The organism is Bradyrhizobium sp. CCH5-F6, assembly GCF_001556045.1.
In the GTDB taxonomy this organism is placed as follows: Bacteria; Pseudomonadota; Alphaproteobacteria; order Rhizobiales; family Xanthobacteraceae; genus Bradyrhizobium.
The window spans coordinates 1-18,813 of sequence record NZ_LSIC01000130.1; the positions used below are offsets into that span (position 1 = coordinate 1).

At 64.8% G+C, this 18,813-nt stretch carries 17 protein-coding genes; 10 read left to right on the plus strand and 7 right to left on the minus strand.

The window, feature by feature from the left end:
- Nucleotides 1-244 precede the first annotated feature (244 nt).
- The 6 genes from sufC (at nt 245) to AX729_RS24095 (ending at nt 5,021) form a co-directional block, all read left to right on the plus strand.
- On the plus strand, nt 245-997 hold the full coding sequence (sufC, locus tag AX729_RS24070) for a Fe-S cluster assembly ATPase SufC (RefSeq protein WP_061026825.1): 753 nt from the start codon (nt 245-247) through the stop codon (nt 995-997).
- Nucleotides 998-1,009: 12 nt separating this feature from the next.
- Complete coding sequence (gene sufD / locus AX729_RS24075; protein ID WP_061026771.1) at nt 1,010-2,332, plus strand: Fe-S cluster assembly protein SufD; 1,323 nt, start codon at nt 1,010-1,012, stop codon at nt 2,330-2,332.
- Nucleotides 2,329-3,576: a cysteine desulfurase gene (locus AX729_RS24080; protein WP_061026772.1), complete on the plus strand. Its 1,248-nt coding sequence runs from the start codon at nt 2,329-2,331 to the stop codon at nt 3,574-3,576. Before sufD ends, AX729_RS24080 begins: the two co-directional genes overlap by 4 nt.
- Nucleotides 3,573-3,944 (plus strand): SUF system Fe-S cluster assembly protein, encoded by a 372-nt coding sequence (locus AX729_RS24085; protein ID WP_061026773.1) that lies wholly within the window; start codon nt 3,573-3,575, stop codon nt 3,942-3,944. Before AX729_RS24080 ends, AX729_RS24085 begins: the two co-directional genes overlap by 4 nt.
- 118 nt (nt 3,945-4,062) lie before the next feature.
- Complete coding sequence (locus tag AX729_RS24090; protein ID WP_061026774.1) at nt 4,063-4,404, plus strand: HesB/IscA family protein; 342 nt, start codon at nt 4,063-4,065, stop codon at nt 4,402-4,404.
- A gap of 167 nt (nt 4,405-4,571) precedes the next feature.
- Entirely contained in the window at nt 4,572-5,021 is a 450-nt protein-coding gene (locus tag AX729_RS24095; RefSeq protein ID WP_061026775.1) for a TfoX/Sxy family protein, read from the plus strand.
- 69 nt (nt 5,022-5,090) lie between these two features.
- Here the strand turns inward: AX729_RS24095 and AX729_RS24100 are convergent, their stop codons facing one another.
- From AX729_RS24100 to AX729_RS24110, 3 genes are all read right to left on the minus strand, one after another.
- Nucleotides 5,091-6,158 carry a GGDEF domain-containing protein gene (locus tag AX729_RS24100; protein WP_061026776.1) on the minus strand — a complete coding sequence of 356 codons (1,068 nt, stop codon included), beginning with the start codon at nt 6,156-6,158 and terminating at the stop codon, nt 5,091-5,093.
- Nucleotides 6,159-6,313: 155 nt separating this feature from the next.
- Entirely contained in the window at nt 6,314-7,837 is a 1,524-nt protein-coding gene (locus AX729_RS24105) for a DEAD/DEAH box helicase (protein ID WP_061026777.1), read from the minus strand.
- 298 nt (nt 7,838-8,135) lie between these two features.
- The gene (locus AX729_RS24110) at nt 8,136-9,095 is read right to left on the minus strand and encodes a helix-turn-helix domain-containing protein (protein ID WP_061026826.1); all 960 of its coding nucleotides are present in this window, start codon (nt 9,093-9,095) and stop codon (nt 8,136-8,138) included.
- A gap of 197 nt (nt 9,096-9,292) precedes the next feature.
- On the opposite strand from AX729_RS24110, the gene AX729_RS24115 reads away from it, so the two are divergent.
- The 4 genes from AX729_RS24115 to AX729_RS24135 all read left to right on the plus strand — a co-directional run bounded on the left by AX729_RS24115 (nt 9,293) and on the right by AX729_RS24135 (nt 13,945).
- Complete coding sequence (locus AX729_RS24115) at nt 9,293-10,804, plus strand: caspase family protein (protein WP_061026778.1); 1,512 nt, start codon at nt 9,293-9,295, stop codon at nt 10,802-10,804.
- A gap of 384 nt (nt 10,805-11,188) precedes the next feature.
- Complete coding sequence (locus AX729_RS38285; RefSeq protein ID WP_063817286.1) at nt 11,189-11,584, plus strand: hypothetical protein; 396 nt, start codon at nt 11,189-11,191, stop codon at nt 11,582-11,584.
- A gap of 166 nt (nt 11,585-11,750) precedes the next feature.
- Nucleotides 11,751-12,998 (plus strand): FAD-dependent oxidoreductase, encoded by a 1,248-nt coding sequence (locus AX729_RS24130; RefSeq protein WP_197433656.1) that lies wholly within the window; start codon nt 11,751-11,753, stop codon nt 12,996-12,998.
- A gap of 179 nt (nt 12,999-13,177) precedes the next feature.
- Entirely contained in the window at nt 13,178-13,945 is a 768-nt protein-coding gene (locus tag AX729_RS24135) for an outer membrane protein (protein ID WP_061026781.1), read from the plus strand.
- A gap of 111 nt (nt 13,946-14,056) precedes the next feature.
- Here the strand turns inward: AX729_RS24135 and AX729_RS24140 are convergent, their stop codons facing one another.
- The 4 genes from AX729_RS24140 to parE all read right to left on the minus strand — a co-directional run bounded on the left by AX729_RS24140 (nt 14,057) and on the right by parE (nt 18,604).
- Nucleotides 14,057-14,827, minus strand: a complete 771-nt coding sequence (locus AX729_RS24140; protein WP_061026782.1) for an SDR family NAD(P)-dependent oxidoreductase — start codon at nt 14,825-14,827, stop codon at nt 14,057-14,059.
- Between the two features lie 21 nt (nt 14,828-14,848).
- Nucleotides 14,849-15,034 carry a hypothetical protein gene (locus tag AX729_RS24145; protein ID WP_061026783.1) on the minus strand — a complete coding sequence of 62 codons (186 nt, stop codon included), beginning with the start codon at nt 15,032-15,034 and terminating at the stop codon, nt 14,849-14,851.
- Nucleotides 15,035-15,331: 297 nt separating this feature from the next.
- Complete coding sequence (locus AX729_RS24150; protein WP_061026784.1) at nt 15,332-16,114, minus strand: outer membrane protein; 783 nt, start codon at nt 16,112-16,114, stop codon at nt 15,332-15,334.
- Between the two features lie 447 nt (nt 16,115-16,561).
- Nucleotides 16,562-18,604, minus strand: a complete 2,043-nt coding sequence (parE, locus tag AX729_RS24155; protein WP_061026785.1) for a DNA topoisomerase IV subunit B — start codon at nt 18,602-18,604, stop codon at nt 16,562-16,564.
- Nucleotides 18,605-18,813 lie beyond the last annotated feature (209 nt).

Below are 18,813 nucleotides of genomic sequence, written 5' to 3' on the forward strand. Positions count from 1 at the left end.
TCGGCCTCGTCGTCAACGGCTTCGTCAAGGACGTGCTGCAGCAGCTGCCGATGGAATTCGCGGTGGAAGCGCAGAAGCTGATCTCGATCTCGCTCGAAGGGAGCGTCGGCTAGCTCGGACCTCATCCTGAGGAGGCCGCGCAGCGGCCGTCTCGAAGGATGGATGCCGGAAAGATTGGTAGCCTCGATCCTTCGAGACGCGCCTTCGGCGCTCCCTGGGATGAGGGGATAGATGGAAAAACATGATGGCTTTGCTTGAAGTGAAAGACCTGAAGGTTCGTGTCGAGGAGCGTGAGATCCTCCATGGGCTGACGCTGACCGTGAACGAGGGCGAGGTGCATGCGATCATGGGCCCGAACGGCTCCGGGAAGTCGACGCTCTCGCACGTCATCGCCGGCAAGCCCGGCTATGAGGTCACGGACGGACAGATCCTGTTCAAGGGCGAAGACCTCCTGGAGATGGCGCCGGAGGAGCGCGCCGCGAAGGGCGTGTTCCTGGCGTTCCAGTATCCGGTCGAGATTCCCGGAGTCGCCACCATGAACTTCCTGCGCACCGCGCTCAACGCGCAACGCAAGGCTCGCGGCGAGAGCGAATATTCGACGCCTGATTTCCTGAAGAAGGTCCGTGAAGTCTCGAAGTCGCTGAACATCCCGCAGGACATGCTCAAGCGCGGCGTCAATGTCGGCTTCTCCGGCGGCGAGAAGAAGCGCAACGAGGTGCTGCAGATGGCGCTGTTCGAGCCGAGCCTGTGCATCCTCGACGAGATGGATTCGGGACTCGACATCGACGCGCTGCGCATTGCGGCCGACGGCGTCAACGCGCTGCGCTCGCCCAAGCGTTCGATGGTCGTCATCACCCACTATCAGCGGCTGCTGAACTACATCGTGCCCGACGTCGTGCACGTGATGTCGAAGGGCCGCGTCGTGAAGAGCGGCGGCAAGGAGCTGGCGCTGGAGCTGGAAGCGTCCGGCTACGCCCAGTTCGAGGATGCCGCGTAAGGATTGTTTGTGATGAACGTTGCTGTGGCAAAGACCGGAAAGGGCCGCGCGGTGAGCGATCTCTTCGCCAGCGCCGAGGGCCGGCTGCCGGGTTCGCCCGCGGTCACCGCAGTGCGCCGCGAGGCATTCGAGACCTATGAGCGTCTCGGCCTGCCGCACCGCCGGATCGAGGAATGGAAATACACCGACCTGCGTGCCTTGGTCGGCGAGGTGCTGCCGCTGGCAGCTGCGCCCGATGCGGCCGCGCTGAAGCGCGCCGCGGACGCGGTGAAGGCGCATGCGATCGCGGGCGCACGCAAGCTGGTGCTGGTCGATGGCGTGTTTGCGCCGGGTCTTTCCGACGTCACCGCGCTGGGCTCCGAAGTCAGCCTCAAGACCTTGTCCGATGTGCTGAACAGCGAGCAAAATCCGGTGGCCGGTGATCTGCTGCGGACCATCACGACTGACGCGATGATCTCGCTGAATGCCGCGATGGCCACCGACGGCGTGCTGCTGTCGATCGGCGAAGGCGTCGAGGTCTCGGCACCGATCCAGATCATTCACGTGGCCACCGCCGGGGGCGCGTCGACGTATACCCGCTCGCATGTGAAAGTCGGTAACCGCGCCCGTGCCACCATCATCGAAAGCTTTGTCGGAGCCGGGCAGGCTGGCGCTTACCAGGTCAACGATGCCGTCGTCATCTGGATAGGCGATGACGCCGACGTCGCCCATATCCGCCTGATGGACGATGCGCCCGACGCGGTGAACGTCACCTCGCAGTTCGTCACCATCGGAGCGAACACGAAGCTCAATTTCTTCAACATGACCAGCGGTGCCGCGGTCAGCCGCTTGCAGGGCTTCATCACGCTGGCGGGCGAGGGCAGCGAGCTCTCGGTCAACGGCGTGAACCTCCTGAAGAAGACCGAGCACGGCGACACCACGCTGGTGGTCGACCATGCCGTGCCGAACTGCACCAGCCGCGAAATCTTCCGCGCCGTCATCGACGATCGCGCCCATTCGGTGTTCCAGGGCCGCATCATCGTCCGTCCCGACGCGCAGAAGACCGACGGCAAGATGATGACGCGCGCGCTGCTGCTCTCGGACGAAGCCGAGGCGGACAACAAGCCCGAGCTCGAGATCTTCGCCGACGACGTCTCCTGCGGCCACGGCGCCACCGCCGGCGCGCTCGACGACAGTCTGCTGTTCTACCTGAAGGCGCGTGGCCTTCCGGAGAAGCAGGCCCAGGCGCTGCTGATCCAGGCCTTCGTCGGTGAGGCGATCGAGCAGATCGCCGACGACGGCTTGCGCGAGCACGTGATCGCCTTGGCCGAGCGCTGGCTGGAGCGGCGGTCATGAGCACGCATCCGGCAGTCAAGAACGGTGCTTATGACGTCGCGCGCGTGCGCCAGGATTTCCCGGCGCTGGCGATGCAGGTCTACGGCAAGAAGCTGGTCTATCTGGACAACGCCGCCTCGGCCCAGAAGCCGAGCGCCGTCCTCGACCGCATGACGCAGGCCTATACCAGCGAATACGCCAACGTGCATCGCGGCCTGCACTACCTCGCCAATGCCGCGACCGAAGCCTATGAGGGCGGCCGCACCAAGGTCGCGCAGTTCATCAACGCGCCCCGCACCGAGGAAGTGATCTTCACCCGCAACGCGACCGAGGCGATTAATCTGGTCGCCTCGTCCTGGGGCGGCCCGAACGTCAAAGAAGGCGACGAGATCGTCCTCTCGATCATGGAGCACCACTCCAATATCGTGCCGTGGCACTTCCTCAGGGAACGCCAGGGCGCGGTGATCAAATGGGCGCCCGTCGACGACGAGGGCAATTTCCTCATCGACGAGTTCGAGAAGCTGCTGACACCGAAGACCAAGCTGGTCGCGATAACGCAGATGTCGAATGCGCTGGGCACCATCGTGCCGGTCAAGGACGTCGTCAGGATCGCCTATGCCCGCGGCATTCCCGTGCTGGTCGACGGCAGCCAGGGTGCGGTGCATCTGCCGGTCGACGTCCAGGACATCGGCTGCGACTTCTACGTCTTCACCGGCCACAAGGTTTACGGCCCGACCGGCATCGGCGTGCTCTGGGCCAAGTACGACCATCTCGTCGCGATGCGCCCCTACAACGGCGGCGGCGAGATGATCCGCGAGGTTTCGCGCGACATCGTCACCTATGGCGACCCGCCGCACAAGTTCGAAGCCGGCACCCCGCCCATCGTCGAGGCCGTCGGCCTTGGCGCCGCCATCGACTACGTCAATTCGGTCGGCAAGGAGCGCATCGCCGCCCACGAGCACGATCTCACCGCCTATGCCCAGGAGCGCCTGCGCGAGATCAACTCGCTGCGGCTGATCGGCACGGCGCGGGGCAAGGGCCCGGTGATCTCCTTCGAGCTCAAGGGCGCGCATGCCCATGACGTCGCGACCGTGATCGACCGCCAGGGCATCGCGGTGCGCGCCGGCACACATTGCGTGATGCCGCTTTTAGAGCGGTTCAACGTGACTGCCACCTGCCGGGCGTCGTTCGGCATGTATAATACACGGGAAGAAGTCGATCATCTGGCACAGGCGCTGCTGAAAGCGCGGGATTTGTTCGCATGAGTGACACGGCTGAAGTCAAAGCCAATCCGATGGAAACCCACTCGGCGTTGCCGCCTGAGGAGACCGAGCGTCTGACCACGGAGATCATCGCCGGGCTCAAGACGGTGTTCGACCCGGAAATCCCCGCCGATATCTACGAGCTCGGCCTGATCTACAAAGTCGAGATCAAGGACGACCGTTCCGTCGACGTGCTGATGACGTTGACGACGCCGAACTGCCCGGCCGCCGGCGAGCTGCCGACCATGGTCGAGAACGCGGTGGCCAGCGTGCCCGGCGTCGGCGTGGTCGACGTCAAGGTCGTCTGGGAGCCGCCGTGGTCGCCGGAACGCATGAGCGACGAGGCGCGCCTCGTGCTCAATATGTGGTGACGGTTCCAGGCCGCATTGAATTCGCTCCGCAACGGACCACATAGATAACATGACCCAGATATCGTCAGGCTCGACACCAGCTTCGACACCAAAGCCCCGGCGCCCGCGTCCGCAGGTGATGCGTCTGACCGATGCCGCTGCCCAGCGCATCAGCGAGCTGACCCAGCGCGCGGACTCCGAGATCGTCGGCCTGCGTGTCGGTGTGAAGAATGGCGGCTGCGCCGGCCAGTCCTATACGGTCGAATACGCCCATGATGTCCGTCCGACCGACGAGGTCGTCGAGGACAAGGGCGTCAAGATCCTGATTGATCCCAAGGCCGTGCTGTTCCTGCTCGGCACCGAGATGGACTACAAGGCCGACAAGATGCAGGCCCAGTTCGTCTTCAACAACCCCAACCAGGTCTCCGCCTGCGGCTGTGGCGAATCGGTCGAGCTGCGGCCGGCCAAGATCGACGGGTAATTAGCCCAACGCTTCGCTCTCGTGTCCCGGACGTGCCGCAGCGCGCTTGCGCTGCTGCGCAGAGCCGGGACCCGCGCTATAGTTCCCCTCGCTGAGGGAATGGGCCTCGGCTCAGCAGCACACCGTTCTACGGCGCGTTGCGTCCGGGGCACGAGAGAGTTGCGCGCATGGACCGCGAATTCCTGATCGATCTGTTCGCCGATTTCGGCCCGGTCACCATCCGAAGGATGTTCTCCGGCTACGGGATCTCGGCCGATGGGACCAACTTCGCTCTGTCGTTGCGCGCCGGCCTTTTCTTCCGCGCCGACGAGATGACCATTCCGGACTTCGAGGCCGAAGGCTCAAAGCCGTTTCAATATTCGACCCGCGCCAAGACCGTGGTCGTCAACTCCTACTGGGAGCTGCCCGCGCACCTGTTCGACGATTCCGCAGAGCTTGCACAATGGGCGAGGGCAGCACTCGCCGCAGCCCAACGCGCCAAGGTGAAGAAGCGGCCGAAGGTGAAGAAGGCGGTTAAGAAGAAGCCTGTTGCAAAGAAGCGGACGACCAGGAAGGCGGCCGCGACAACAGCGCGTAGGGTGAGCAAAGCAAAGCGTGCCCAGCGTTCAAGAGCGTAATGCTGGAGAGATGGTGGGCACGGCGCCATGCGCCTTTGCCCACTCTATGCGCTTTCATCCGACGAGATGCTACGCCACCCGGCCGCGCGTCTCCGCCGCGTATTCCGGATCGGCTTCGCAAGTCACGCGATTGCGGCCGTTGCGCTTGGCGGCGTAGAGGCAGGCATCCGCACGCTCGATGAGCGCGTCGGTGTCGTCGCCTTCCTTCAGCAAGGAGACGCCGACGGAGATGGTGACGCGGCCGAGGATCTCGCCCGTCGATTTCTTCTTCAGCTCCTTCGCCATCACGGCGCGGCGGATGTGGTCGGCCACCGTGAGCGCCTGCCGCAGCGAGGTGTTGGGCAGCACGACCGCGAACTCCTCGCCGCCATACCGTGCGGTGATGTCCTGGCCCTTGATGGTCTGCTTCAGCGAAAGGCCAACGAGCCGCAGCACCTGATCGCCGGTGAGATGGCCGTAGGAATCGTTGAACGACTTGAAGTGATCGATGTCGAACAGCAGCAGCGACAGCGGCTCGCCCGAGGCGAGCGCGCTCTGCACGGCCATGCCGATCATGCGGTCGAAATATTTGCGGTTGCCGAGACCGGTGAGCGGATCGGTCAGGCTCTCGGCGCGAATCGCTTCCAGGCTCTGCTGGAGGTTGCTGATCTCGTTCTTCGACAGCGTCAGCCGGTCTTCCAGCGCCTTGTTGGTCTCGCGCATCTCGCTGGTCGAGCGTAGCAGCGCCTCGACGACCGCCTTGATCTGGTCCCGGCTCTTGGCCGAAGCCAGAGTCTCTGCAGCGCCCGACAGGCTGGCATCGTAGGCGCCCGTCATGCCGAGCGCGTCACCCAGGACTTTCATCACGTCGTCGATCTCGCCGATGACGCGCGCGCCGACCTTGTCGATGCGGTCGGTGGTCTTGATGTGGGAGAGATAGGTCTCGTAAATCTGCTCGAGATCGGCTTCGGTCAGCTTGCCGCTGCGCGCCAGCGTCTCGTTGATGATCTTGTTGAGCGGCGCGTTGTAGCCCGTGGCGTAGACGTACCAGATCTCGTAATTGCGGGGAATTGCCGTCTGCCGAAGCGATCGGATCTGACCGAGGGCAACCTCGGCGAACGCCATCGTGCGTTCGTGTTCGTCGAGCACCTTGACCACGGAACATACCCCAACAGCGGTCGGCGCGCCATCGACCGCAGCAATGCTTAAATTATGTTCGTAGACTAATGGACGATCGTGAACGCCCCGTAAATATACGTCCACGAAGCGTCTGGAAAAGTGTGCCTTGTCTTATCTCAACCGAAACCCGCGTTTCAGGCACCGGCTGGAGAGCGAACCGGCCGCAGCAGGAACGCCGGCAGATGCGAGTGATCGCCCGGCTCGGTGTCGATCTCGCGCTGGCGGCGCGGCTCGGGACGGCCGATCGAGGGCACATGCGACGTGCCGGGCTGCTGGCGCGCCACGTGACGGGGCTCCGCCCGACGCTTCTCGTCGGACCGATGCCTTGCCTCGGCGGGCTGCCGTTCCTCTGGAGAATGCTTTGCCTCAGGAGAAGGCCTCGCCTCGGAAGCATGTCTTGCCTCGCGAGGCTCGTGGCTGCGCTCACGGTCGCGGCCGCGCTGCGGCTTGCTGCGTCCGCCGCCGCGTGACCGTTCACGGCCGCGTGGTTCGCGCGGACGCTCGCCCGCATCGGAGGCCTCGGCCGAGACTTCGTAATCGCCTTCGGCGCGCGGAATGCTTTGGCCGATCAGCTTCTCGATCGCCGCCATCGACTTCTGGTCGAGTGGTGTCACGATCGAGATCGCGGTGCCGGTCCGGCCGGCGCGGCCGGTGCGGCCGATGCGGTGGACATAGTCGTCGGCGTGATGGGGAACGTCGAAATTGAAGACGTGGCTGACCTCGGGAATGTCGAGGCCGCGGGCGGCGACATCCGAGGCGACGAGCAGCGGCAGCTCACCCTTGCGGAATTGTTCGAGCGCCGCGGTACGGGCCGACTGGTCCATGTCGCCGTGCAGGGCGCCGACGCTGAAGCCGTGCTTCTGGAGCGATTTGTGAACGATCGCGACTTCGCGCTTGCGATTGCAGAAGATGATCGCGTTCTTGAGGTCCTTGGCCTCGCGCAGCAGGCGGCGGAGCAGCTCGCGCTTCTCGTGCGCCTCGCGCCCGGCGGGCACCTGGGCCTGCGTGACCGTTACGGCCGTCGTGGCGGGTTTGGAGACCTCGATCTTCTGCGGATTGTGCAGGAAAGTTTCGGTGATGCGCCGGATTTCCGGCGGCATGGTCGCGGTGAAGAACAGCGTCTGCCGCGTGAACGGGACGAGCTTGCAGACGCGCTCGATGTCGGGAATGAAGCCCATGTCCAGCATGCGGTCGGCTTCGTCGATGACGAGCAGCTCCACGCCGGTGAGCAGGAGGCCGCCGCGCTCGGTATGGTCGAGCAGGCGGCCCGGGGTTGCGATCAGCACGTCGACGCCGCGCATCAGCTTGGCGTCCTGGTCTCCGAAGGAGACGCCGCCAATCAGGAGCGCGACGTTCAGTTTCTGGCCCACGCCGTAGCGGTCGAAGTTTTCCTTCACCTGGGCCGCGAGTTCGCGGGTCGGCTCGAGGATCAGCGTGCGCGGCATGCGCGCGCGGGCCCGACCCTTTTCGAGGATGGTGAGCATCGGCAGCACGAAGGCAGCTGTCTTGCCGGTGCCGGTCTGGGCGATGCCGAGCACGTCCTTGCGTGCGAGGACGTGGGGGATCGCCTGTTCCTGGATGGGGGTGGGGGTGGTGTAACCGGTGGCCGCCACTGCGGCGAGGACTTTTTCGGACAGTCCGAGATTTGAAAAGGACATTGAGCCTCTGGTCGAAACCGCCGTTCGGAATCGAGGGTAATAAGGCTGTCGCGTTCCACCCCTAAACGGCGCGCTCTCTAGGAAGCTGGGGGTGCTGACTCACGCGAACAAAGCGCAAGGCTCAGGAATCGCTCGTCGATCTGAGCCGCGTCGCCCCGGAACATAGGCCGGAATCGGCCAAAGTCAATGGAGCGGGCGCGGGAAGGCCCTAAAAAACCTGAGGTTTTTGCTCAAACTACGGGCGTCGTTGGGATTTTCCGCTCAACCCGTTCGTTCGGCCGCAACGGCAAGACGACGGCTAGAGCCCATCCGAACCCTTTGCCCGGAAGTCGCCGGGGGGCATGCCATAGGCGGCATTGAAGACCCTGTAATAGGTCGCCAGGCTCTCGAAGCCGCAGGAGGCCGCGATGTCGGCGATCAGCCGTTCCGGCGCCTCGCGCAACAGGCGGCGGCTCTGCTTCAGGCGCTCCTCCGTCACGGTCTGCGAGAAGCTCCTTGCCGCCGTCTCGAACAGCATGTGCAGGTGGCGCACGGATACGCCGAGCAGGTCGGCCACCATGGCTGGGGCGAGACGGGGGTCTTGCAGGTGGCGCGCGATCAGGCGCCGGGCCTGCGAGAGGCGGGCGGTCCGCAGCGCGGCCTGTCCGCGCCGGCTGCCGGGCCGCAGGATGCCGCGCTCGATCAGCGCCAGATGAGCCAGCGCCTGGACCAGCGAGGCCGCATCGACGCCGTCGTCTTCACTAACCTCGGCCAGGTCGGCAAAGCAGGCGGCGAGCAGGGGCGCCAGGGTCGGATCGTTGAACGTCCGGGGCGCAAGCTCGCGCATGCGCTTGTCCTGCGCCGGGATGATGCCCATCGGGATCTTCAGGATTCGCAGGTGGAAGCCGCCTGCGCCCAGCGGCGCGGTACGGTAGGGCAGGTCGGTGTGGCTGGTGGCGAAGGCGCCATTGGCGATCGAAAAGTCGCTTGCGCGCATGCCGGAGAACCAGCCGCCGCTGCCGAGCTGCTGGTAGACGCAGATCGCATCACCGGGGGCGTCGGCGATGTCTGACGTGCTGCGCTCGACCGCGTAGGGCGAGGCCTTCAGCTCGACGAGGCCGGCACCGCCAAGCTGGCGCAGCGAGAATTCGCCGAAGAAGTCCGCCCGCCGTTCGCGCGCAAGCTCGGCGGTGACGCCGAACAATCCCTTGGCGCGCACGTCGCGCCAATAGTCGAAGCGGTCGTGCGGCTCGACCTCGTCGGTGCACCAGCGATACACGGCAGCCCCTCTCAGCAGAACGCGCAAGAAAAAGCAGATTCCGCGCGAATCTGCCATAGGCCGGGGATGGAATCGGTCGACGAAGGCCCTTGAACCCTCGTTGTGGCTGGGCCGACTATCACATCGACGGCCGAGGGCTTCCATGAACGACCGTTCGAGGGAGCCGGCACAGGCCATCCTGCAACGGGAAACATGCGATGACGCGTCGGCTTTTCAGAATACTGGCGGCTTTTGGCCTCGTGGCGAGCCTGAGCGGCTTCGCAGCTCCCGCCCATGCCGAGAAGCGCGTCGCGCTCGTCGTCGGCAACAACGATTACAGGAACGTGCCGAAGCTGCTCAAGGCCGTCAACGACGCCCGCACCATGGGCGATACGCTGAAGCAACTCGGCTTCTCGGTGATGGTCGCCGAGAACCAGAACCGGCAGCAATTCTCTGAGACGCTGCTTGCCTTCGACAAGGCGATCGAGCCCGGCGACACCGCGTTCTTCTTCTATGCCGGCCACGGCTTCGAGATCGCAGGTCAAAACTATCTGCTGCCGACCGACGTGCCGGCGGCGACGGAAGGGCAGGAAGAGCTGGTGCGCGACGCCTCGATCCTGGCCGACCGCATCGTCGAGCGCCTCCAGAACAAGAAGGCGCGGACCTCGATCCTGGTGTTCGACGCCTGCCGCAACAACCCGTTCGAGCGCAAGGGGACCCGCGCAGTCGCGGGAGGCGGCGGGCTCGCGCCGATGACGCAACTGCCGGAAGGCGTGTTCTCGGTGTTCTCGGCAGGACCGCGCCAGACCGCGCTCGATCGTCTGTCCAATGACGACGCCAATCCCAATTCGGTGTTCACGCGCACATTCGCCAGGGAGCTGCTCAAGCCCGGCGAGAACCTCGTGCAGGTGGCGCAGCGCACGCGCCGTGCCGTCAGCGAGATGGCCGAGACCGTCAAGCACAGGCAGGTCCCGGTCTATTTCGACCAGATGGTCGACGACGTCTTTCTCAGCGGCGTGTCCAAGGACACAGCGCGTCCGGCCGATCCGCCGCCGCAGCAGCTCGCGGCGCTGCCTCCCGTCTCGGTGCCGCAGATGCCGCGGGAGGAGACCATCAACGCGCCGATCGCGAGCTTCTCGCGGCACAATGGCGGCTGGAGCGTCACGTTCTCCTTCGCCGACCCGACGCTCGGCATTTCCTGGCGCATGGCCGGCAAGGGCGATTTCCGCGAAACCGGCTTCATCGACACGCTCGATCCGCGCACGCGCAAGCGGATGCCGAACCCGTCGATCGAACTGCCGCCGGATGCTGCGGCCGGCACCATCGAGGTCCGCTATGTCGATCAGGGCGGCGAGATGCAGGGGCCGTTCCCGATCAGGTTCGATCCCGAGGCCGCGCTGATCCGCGACCAGCGCAAGATCCTCGACATGACATCGACGAGCTGGCTGTCGTTCCGCGAGTTCAACGGGCTCCTGGTCTACTACACGCATCTCGTGTCCTATCGCTGTGCCATCCGCGAGGTGCGCATCGGCATCGACACCGCCGTGCCGAACCAGGTGCTGAAGATGCCTCCTTGCGACATGCGCGACCCCAGCGCGGTCACCGCCGGCATGCCGCTCTACATGAAGCTCGCGCCGAGCACGAAGTCCGTCTCGGTGGAGCTGACCTATCGCGACGGCAGCGTCTCGGAGATCAAGAGCTTTCGCAGCGCGAACCGCAGCAACAATTGATGCGTCGTTCGGCGGGCGATTGTGACGGATCGCCTTGCGGAGTGGACGAACTTAATCCGGACAGGCTGAGGTGAAAGTGTTAGAGCCGGGGATGACAAAATTCATCATCGTCTTGCTGCTTACGACGTTTCCGGTTCTGGCCCAGACGAATCCGGTCCCCACGGCCCCACCGCTCACTGACCGCGAACGCGTCCAGGCCGACCGAGCGAGGGCCGCCGAGGATGATCGGATAGCTCCAACCGCGCGCCCCTGGGACCGCGACGCCGACGGCAAGCGCCCCTGGGACCGGAAGTCGCCAAAGCCCTGAGGCCGGTGAACGTGATCTCCCGCGGAAGGAACAACAGCTGCTGACCTGGATTGTCTGTCAAACCAGGGAGACGATTCATGATCCGCAAGACCATCCTCGTGACGATCGCTTGTGCTGCACTTTCGACGGCTGCCCTCGCTCAAGGAGGAGGTGGTGGCGGTGGTGCAGGAGGCGGTGCGGGCGGCGCCAGTTCAGGATCTGCGGCGAGCTCGGGAGTCGGAACGGGCACATCATCCAGCAGCGCCAATTCCGGGCCGTCGGCTCCGTCGGGCATGGGGACGCAAGGCACCACCACCGGGGCCAACGTCAACACGAACAACAGCCAGAACAATCCGAACGTTCAGCCTCCGACCGCGAACGGAAAGACGCCTACGGCTGCGCAGGCCGAGCGAAACTTGGGTGTCGGTCGTGCGGCGAACGGGTTGCCGATTGGCAGTCCGGGCACCGGGACCAGCAACGAGGACCAGAAATAATTGCCTCGCTTTTCATGAAAGGCCCGCGCAAAGCGGGCCTTTTCTCCAAGCTGGTTGGTTCGCCGCTGCCAACCTCGGCCCGCGCCGACGAATTGAGACTGCACCCGGGCTGAATCGCGCTAGTATCGTCGCGCTATCGTGACGATACTCGCAGATCGCGGCGGCCATGACATCCGACCCACCATCCAGCGCGACCATGAAAGTCCGCTGCTGCATCGTCGGCGGCGGACCGGCGGGCATGATGCTCGGCTATTTGCTGGGACGTGCTGGCATCGAAGTCGTGGTGCTGGAGAAGCATGCGGATTTCTTTCGCGATTTCCGCGGGGACACAGTGCATCCCTCGACGCTGGAGGTCATGGACGAACTCGGCCTGATCGACGGCTTCCTGAAGCTGCCGCACCAGCGCCTGCAGAAGATGGACGGCTTGTTCGGCGGCACGCCGGTGCGCATCGCCGATCTCAGCCGGCTCCGTACGAAGTACCCTTTCATCGCCTTCATGCCGCAATGGGATTTTCTGAACTTCCTGCGCGAGGCCGGCCAGCGCTTCGCCTCGCTCGAGGTGATGATGAGCACGGAGGCGGTGGATCTGATCCGCCGCGGCGAGACGATCGCCGGCGTGCGGGCGAAGAGGCCTGACGGCTTCGCCGACATCGAGGCTGATCTCACCATTGCCTGCGACGGCCGGCATTCGACGGTGCGCGAGCGTGCCGGCCTCGCCGCCGAGGAGATCGGCGCGCCGATGGACGTGCTCTGGTTTCGCGCCGGCCGCAGGCCAGACGAGACCGAAAACGTGCTCGCGCGGGTCGAGCCCGGCAAGATGATGATCACCTTCGACCGCGGCGACTATTGGCAATGCGCCTACATCATCGCCAAGGGACAGCACGGGGCGGTGAAGGCGAGGGGATTGCAGGCGCTGCTCGACGATGTCGTGCGCATGGCGCCGGTCCTTCGGTCCGGGATCACTGAAGTGAAGAGCTTTGACGATATCAAGCTGCTGACGGTCGCGATCAACCGCCTCGAGCGCTGGACGCAGCCGGGCCTGCTGTGCATCGGCGACGCCGCGCATGCGATGTCGCCGGTCGGCGGCGTCGGCGTCAATCTCGCCGTGCAGGACGCGGTCGCGACCGCCAATCTGCTTGCCGAGAAGCTGCGCGACGGCTGCCCGTCCGAACACGAACTGGATGCCGTGCGCCGCCGCCGCGAATTCCCCGTGAAGATGACGCAGCGCATGCAGATGGTCGTCCAGAACAACGTCATCAGCGGCGCGCTTCAGGGCGGCGACCGGCCGTTGAAGGTGCCGTTGCTCGTGCGCCTCATCACCGCGCTGCCTTGGCTCCAGGGTATCCCGGCGCGCCTGCTTGCGCTCGGTGTGCGGCCCGAGCACGTGCATTCGAAGGCCGCACCGGCGCCGTAGTGCAGCAATTCGGTAGGGATAACGCCGCCTTAAATCGCGTTTCGCGCGTTGCGTGCGTGCAACAGCGAGGACGGATTCCATCCGCGCCAATCGTCAATCCGGCGTCTTAACTATCTTGATTCAAATTTGAGTAAGAGCTGCGTGTGACCGTGCGCCCATCTGAGGACACGGGGTGTACCATGCGTAACAAATTGATTGCCGCCTTCGCCTGCACGACGGCCGTGGTTTCGGCCGGCGCAGCTTCCGCCGCCGATCTCGGCGCGCGCTACACGAAAGCGCCCGCCTATGTCGAGCCGCTGTTCAACTGGACCGGCTTCTATGTCGGCGGCCATATCGGTGGCGCCTGGACCAACGAGCAGTTCATCAACAACGGGACTGGCGCCGCGTTCGGCGATTTGATTCCGGGAGAGGGCTACCGTCAACGCGGCTCCGGCATCATGGGCGGCGCCCAGATCGGCTACAACTGGCAGGCCAACAACTTCGTGTTCGGTATGGAAGGCACCATCTCCGGCCTCGACAACAAGGGTTCGTTCACGAACACCGCGTTTGGTGCTGGGGACGACGTCTTCTCCTGGCGCGCCAACGTGCTCGCGACTGTCGTCGGTCGCGCCGGCTTCGCGGTTCAGAACAACCTGTTCTACTTCAAGGGCGGCTATGCCGGCGTGAACAACCGCCTCTCGGTGAGCGACACGGTCGGTCCGGCGACGGGCTCGGGCGGGCAGACTCACTGGGCCAACGGCTGGACCGTCGGCGCCGGCTGGGAATACGGCGTCACCCGCAACTGGATCGTCGGCCTCGAATACAATTACGCGGCCTTTGGCAGCCAGACCTATCAGCTCGGCGGCACCTCGGGCAACTACACCTTCGATGCCAAGCCGCGCGACATCCAGTGGGCCGTGGTCCGCGCGAGCTACAAGTTCGACGCGCCAACCATCGGCCGCTACTGAGCACGTCGACGCAACGCGACCAACGATCAAGAAAAGCACTGCAAATCTCGAAAGCCCCGGCCTGGTCCGGGGCTTCTTTTTTGCGTGCAAGTTCTCGAGCGCAGGCCTGCCTCAGGCCATCACCGAGAAGCCGCCGTCGACGGGGATCGCTGTGCCGGTGACGAAGTTCGACGCGGGCGAGGCGAGGAACACGGCGATGCCGGCGAAGTCGTCGATATCGCCCCAACGCCCCGCAGGCGTGCGCGCCAGCACGCGCTCGTGCAGCCCCGACACCTGCTGCCGCGCGCCGCGGGTGAGGTCGGTGTCGATCCAGCCCGGCAGGATGGCGTTGACCTGGATGTTGTCGGGCGCCCAGGCGTTGGCGCAGGCGCGGGTGTACTGCACGATACCACCCTTGCTCGCCGCATAGGCCGTCGCGAAGCTCGCGCCGAAGATCGACATCATCGAGCCAATGTTGATCACCTTGCCGTTGCCGGACGCCTTCAGCGCCGGATAGGCCAGCTTCGAGCATACGAAGGCGCTCGTGAGATTGGTGTCGATCACCTTGTTCCACTCGTCGAGCTCGAGCTCGTGCGGCGGCTTGCGGATGCTCATGCCGGCATTGTTGATGAGCACGTCGATGCGTCCGAGCTCCCTAACGACGCGCTCGATCATGGCGGCGACGGCCGCCTTGTCGGTCACGTCCGTGGGAATGGCGATCGCCTTCACGCCGCGCTGCTTGAGATCGGCCACGGCGGCGGCGGACTTGGTCTCGTTGCGTCCGACCACGGCGATGTCGGCGCCGGCATCAGCAAGGCCGCGCGCCATGCCGAGCCCGATGCCGCCATTGCCTCCCGTGACGATCGCGACCTTGCCGCGAAGATCGAACCGGCTGGATGTCATGCTTGTATTCCCTGATCTCTTCTATTGGTTGCTCTGCCAGATCAGCACCAGCCCGAAGCCGGCCATGGCTGCGCCATAGCCGGCCCATTGCAGCTGGTTGACCATGAAGCTCGATCGCGGCCACGGAATGGTGCCCGTGCCCTGTCCGATCCAGAGAAGCCCGACGGCAGTCGCAAACAGGCCTGCTACAAGCAGAAATCTGCGCATACATTCCTCCCCATCGGTCCGCTTCTGTCGGGCGCGGTGATGAACGCCGCCGCCGCGAAAGCTTGCGCGCACAGTAACCGTAGCTTCGGTTCGGACACAATGGCGGCGGGCGCGAGCTCTCGGCGGGGAGGGAGCGTGTCCCTGCAAGAGCAACTCGCGGCAGCGCGATCGGCGGCGCAGGTTCGTCGGCGAGCAAAATCCGGCCCGGCGACGCGTGCACGCCATTGCCGGCAAGCCGCTCCCAAACGAAAAAGCCCCGGCGCTGCCGGGGCTTTGACGTTTGATCGCGAGATCAGATCAGTACTTCGCGACGACCGGACCGGTCCAGTTGAAGCGGTAGACCAGCGAAGTCGAGATCGTCTGGTTCCAGCTGTTGGCGCGGACGCTGTTGACGAGCGGCGCGTTGGTGCCATCCAAGAGCTCGGTTTGGGTCTTGGCGTTGTAGAAGGCCGAACGATACTCGGTCTTCATGAACCAGCCGGGCGAGGTGAGGCCGAAGATGTTCAGGCTATTCTCCACGCCGCCGCCGATGAACCAGCCGTGACGGTCGTAGCTGGCGAGGTGGACGCCCGCGGGAGTTCCGCCCAGCGTCGTGAAGTTGGTCTGACCGAAGTGAGCGCCGGAGTAACCGCCGTTGACGTAGGAGAGAACGTTCGGTGCGACCAGCCAGCCGAGGCGCACACCCGCGGCCCAGGAGGTTTCCAGCTTCTGGCTGCCAGTGAGGCCAAAGATCGGATCCTGGATGGTGGCTCGGATGCTGCCGAACTGGGCGTCGCCAAAGATACCGGCGACCCAAGTGCCGTTGAACTGCCAGTCGTAACCAGCGCCGACGGTGCCGAACCAGCCGGAGCCACCCTGGCGCTGCGTGATCGTCAACGGCGTGCCGGTGGCCGTATCCACGATGCTCTGGTCGGCGTTCGAAAGGCCGCCACCGCCGCCGCCGAAGACATAGAAGCCGGTCCAGTTGGCGACAGGCGCCGGCATCGGGGCCTTCGCGTAGGGGCGGGCGCCAAGGTCGGCAGCCGAGGCCGAACCAGTCATCGCCGCAACCGCGGTCAGAGCGAGCAAAGTCTTCTTCATGTCAAAATCCCCAACCTTGGTCTGTCGTAGCAGGCGCGAGCGCACTGAAGTTCGTTTCATCTGATGCCCGAACTATAGACGGTTCTCGCCAAAATGCTGTTGCCGGGCAGGCACAGTCGCCGGAAAACACCGGTGCGGGGGTAATTGGGGTGCCGCCGCTCAAAAGAAGTAAAATTCATATATTTCAATATCTTGCGAGATTTTTGAGGATTCGATTTTAGGTAACGTCTCGTTAGCAAGTTCGGCTCTGGCCGAAATGAAGGCAATCCTGCCTCGGCCTTGGCGCCTGTGAGTCGCTGGCCGAGTCGCTCTGCGACGATCTGGGAATCAGCGAAAACACTGGCGGCCCACCCGGCAAGCCCGCTGGAACAGCTGTCGGCCCTTCAAAACAAAACGGCCCCGGCTTTAGGCCGGGGCTGTCCTGGAATCGGGCGCCTGGTTGCGGCCTCAGACGTCCAGCAGCTCCTCGTTGGCGAATTCGGCCTTGTCGGAGATGAACGCGAATCGCGCCTCGGCCTTGGTGCCCATCAGGCGCTCAACCGAATCGGCGGTGGTATCGCGGTCGTCCGCCAGCAGCACCACCTTGAGCAGCGTCCGCTTGGCCGGATCCATGGTGGTTTCCTTGAGCTGCGCCGGCATCATCTCGCCGAGACCTTTGAAGCGGTTCACCTCGACCTTGGCGTTGGCGTTGAACGCGCTCTTGATCAGCTCGTCCTTGTGCTTGTCGTCGCGCGCGTAGACCGATTTGGTGCCGTGCGTGAGCTTGTAGAGCGGCGGCACCGCGAGGAAGAGGTGGCCCTCGTCGATCAGCCGCGGCATCTGCCGGTAGAAGAAGGTGATCAGCAGCGAAGCGATATGGGCGCCGTCGACGTCGGCGTCGGTCATGATGATGATGCGCTGATAGCGCAGATCCTCTTCGCGATACTGCGCGAGCGTGCCGCAACCGATCGCCTGCACGAGATCGGAGAGCTGGGCGTTCGCCGTCAGCTTGTCCTTGCCGGCGGAGGCGACGTTGAGGATCTTGCCGCGCAGCGGCAGCACGGCCTGGGTCTTGCGGTCGCGCGCCTGCTTGGCGCTGCCGCCGGCCGAGTCACCCTCGACGATGAACAGCTCCGAGCCATCGGTGCCGGCGTCCGTGCAGTCGGCGAGCTTGCCGGGCAGGCGCAGCTTCTTGCCGGCGGTTTTTCGCGCGGTCTCCTTCTCTTGCCGCCGCCTCAGCCGTTCTTCGGCGCGGTCGATGACGAAGTCGAGCAGCCGGTTGGCCATGTTCGGATTGCCCGAAAGCCAATGGTCGAACGGATCCTTCATGGCCTGCTCGACGATGCGCTGCGCTTCCGCGGTGGCGAGACGATCCTTGGTCTGGCCCTGGAATTCCGGCTCGCGCACGAACACCGAGAGCATCACGGCGGCGCCGACCATCACGTCTTCCGAGGTGACGGAGGCCGCGCGCTTGCCCTGGCCGACGCGCTCGGCGTGATCCTTCAGGCCGCGCAACAGCGCGCTGCGCAGGCCGGATTCGTGCGTGCCGCCATCCGGTGTCGGCACGGTGTTGGTGTAGGAGGAGAGGAAGCCGTCGGCATCCGCGGTCCAGGCCACCGCCCATTCGCAGGCGCCGTGCGCGCCGTTGCGGCCCGACTTGCCGGAGAAGATGTCGGGATGCACCAGCGTGTCGGCATGGATCGCGGCGGCGAGGTAATCCTTGAGGCCGCCGGGGAAGTGGAACGTCGCCTCCGCCGGCACGTCCTCGACGCCCTTGAGCAGCTCGGGCGCGCAGTTCCAGCGGATCTCGACGCCGCCGAACAGATAGGCCTTCGAGCGCGTCATCTTGAACAGGCGCTGCGGCTTGAACGCGGCCTTGGCGCCGAAGATGTCGGTGTCGGGCTTGAAGCGCACGCGCGTGCCGCGACGGTTGTTGATCTTGCCGAGATCCTCGAGCTTGCCCTTGGGATGGCCGCGCTCGAAGGTCATGCGATAGAGCTTCTGGCTGCGCGCGACCTCGACCTCGAGATGCGAGGAGAGGGCGTTCACCACGGAGATGCCGACGCCGTGCAGGCCGCCCGACGTCTCGTAGACCTTGCTGTCGAACTTGCCGCCCGAATGCAGCGTGCACATGATGACTTCGAGTGCCGACTTCTTCGGGAATTTCGGATGCGGATCGATAGGGATGCCGCGGCCGTTGTCGGTCACGGTCAGGAATCCATCCGCGCTCAGATCGACTTCGATGAAGGTTGCGTGTCCGGCCAGGGCCTCGTCCATCGAGTTGTCGATGACTTCGGCGAACAGGTGATGCAGCGCCTTCTCGTCGGTGCCGCCGATATACATGCCCGGCCGCCGCCGCACCGGTTCCAGGCCTTCGAGCACCTCGATGTCGGCCGCGGTGTAGTCGGCTTCTCCGCCACTTCCGCGCGGCGCCGCCTTGGCGGCGCGGGGCTTCGGCTCGTCGCCACCGAAAAAGTCGTCTTTTGCTTTGGGCTTCAACTGCTTGGACATATATCTTGATACGTTCTGAGGGCCGCGAGGGGCGGCGAATCGGTTGGGGCGACTATGCCACTTCTGACTGGGAAAGGTTATCGCAGGCAGCCGGGGCGGTGTGGTTGGGGGCCAATCCCGGCGATTTTACGCCGCAGGCCGGCCAGTTCCCGGCAATTTGACGCTCCGGTCCGCTCCATCTCGGCTTTTGTGACTTGATGTCACACAAG

Coding starts and splice junctions, on each gene's coding strand:
- sufC (WP_061026825.1), top strand. CDS start 245: ATGGCTTTGCTTGAAGTGAAAGACCTGAAGGTTCGTGTCGAGGAGCGT.
- sufD (WP_061026771.1), top strand. CDS start 1,010: ATGAACGTTGCTGTGGCAAAGACCGGAAAGGGCCGCGCGGTGAGCGAT.
- AX729_RS24080 (WP_061026772.1), top strand. CDS start 2,329: ATGAGCACGCATCCGGCAGTCAAGAACGGTGCTTATGACGTCGCGCGC.
- AX729_RS24085 (WP_061026773.1), top strand. CDS start 3,573: ATGAGTGACACGGCTGAAGTCAAAGCCAATCCGATGGAAACCCACTCG.
- AX729_RS24090 (WP_061026774.1), top strand. CDS start 4,063: ATGCGTCTGACCGATGCCGCTGCCCAGCGCATCAGCGAGCTGACCCAG.
- AX729_RS24095 (WP_061026775.1), top strand. CDS start 4,572: ATGGACCGCGAATTCCTGATCGATCTGTTCGCCGATTTCGGCCCGGTC.
- AX729_RS24105 (WP_061026777.1), bottom strand. CDS start 7,837: ATGTCCTTTTCAAATCTCGGACTGTCCGAAAAAGTCCTCGCCGCAGTG.
- AX729_RS24115 (WP_061026778.1), top strand. CDS start 9,293: ATGACGCGTCGGCTTTTCAGAATACTGGCGGCTTTTGGCCTCGTGGCG.
- AX729_RS38285 (WP_063817286.1), top strand. CDS start 11,189: ATGATCCGCAAGACCATCCTCGTGACGATCGCTTGTGCTGCACTTTCG.
- AX729_RS24130 (WP_197433656.1), top strand. CDS start 11,751: ATGACATCCGACCCACCATCCAGCGCGACCATGAAAGTCCGCTGCTGC.
- AX729_RS24135 (WP_061026781.1), top strand. CDS start 13,178: ATGCGTAACAAATTGATTGCCGCCTTCGCCTGCACGACGGCCGTGGTT.
- AX729_RS24140 (WP_061026782.1), bottom strand. CDS start 14,827: ATGACATCCAGCCGGTTCGATCTTCGCGGCAAGGTCGCGATCGTCACG.
- AX729_RS24145 (WP_061026783.1), bottom strand. CDS start 15,034: ATGCGCAGATTTCTGCTTGTAGCAGGCCTGTTTGCGACTGCCGTCGGG.
- AX729_RS24150 (WP_061026784.1), bottom strand. CDS start 16,114: ATGAAGAAGACTTTGCTCGCTCTGACCGCGGTTGCGGCGATGACTGGT.
- parE (WP_061026785.1), bottom strand. CDS start 18,604: ATGTCCAAGCAGTTGAAGCCCAAAGCAAAAGACGACTTTTTCGGTGGC.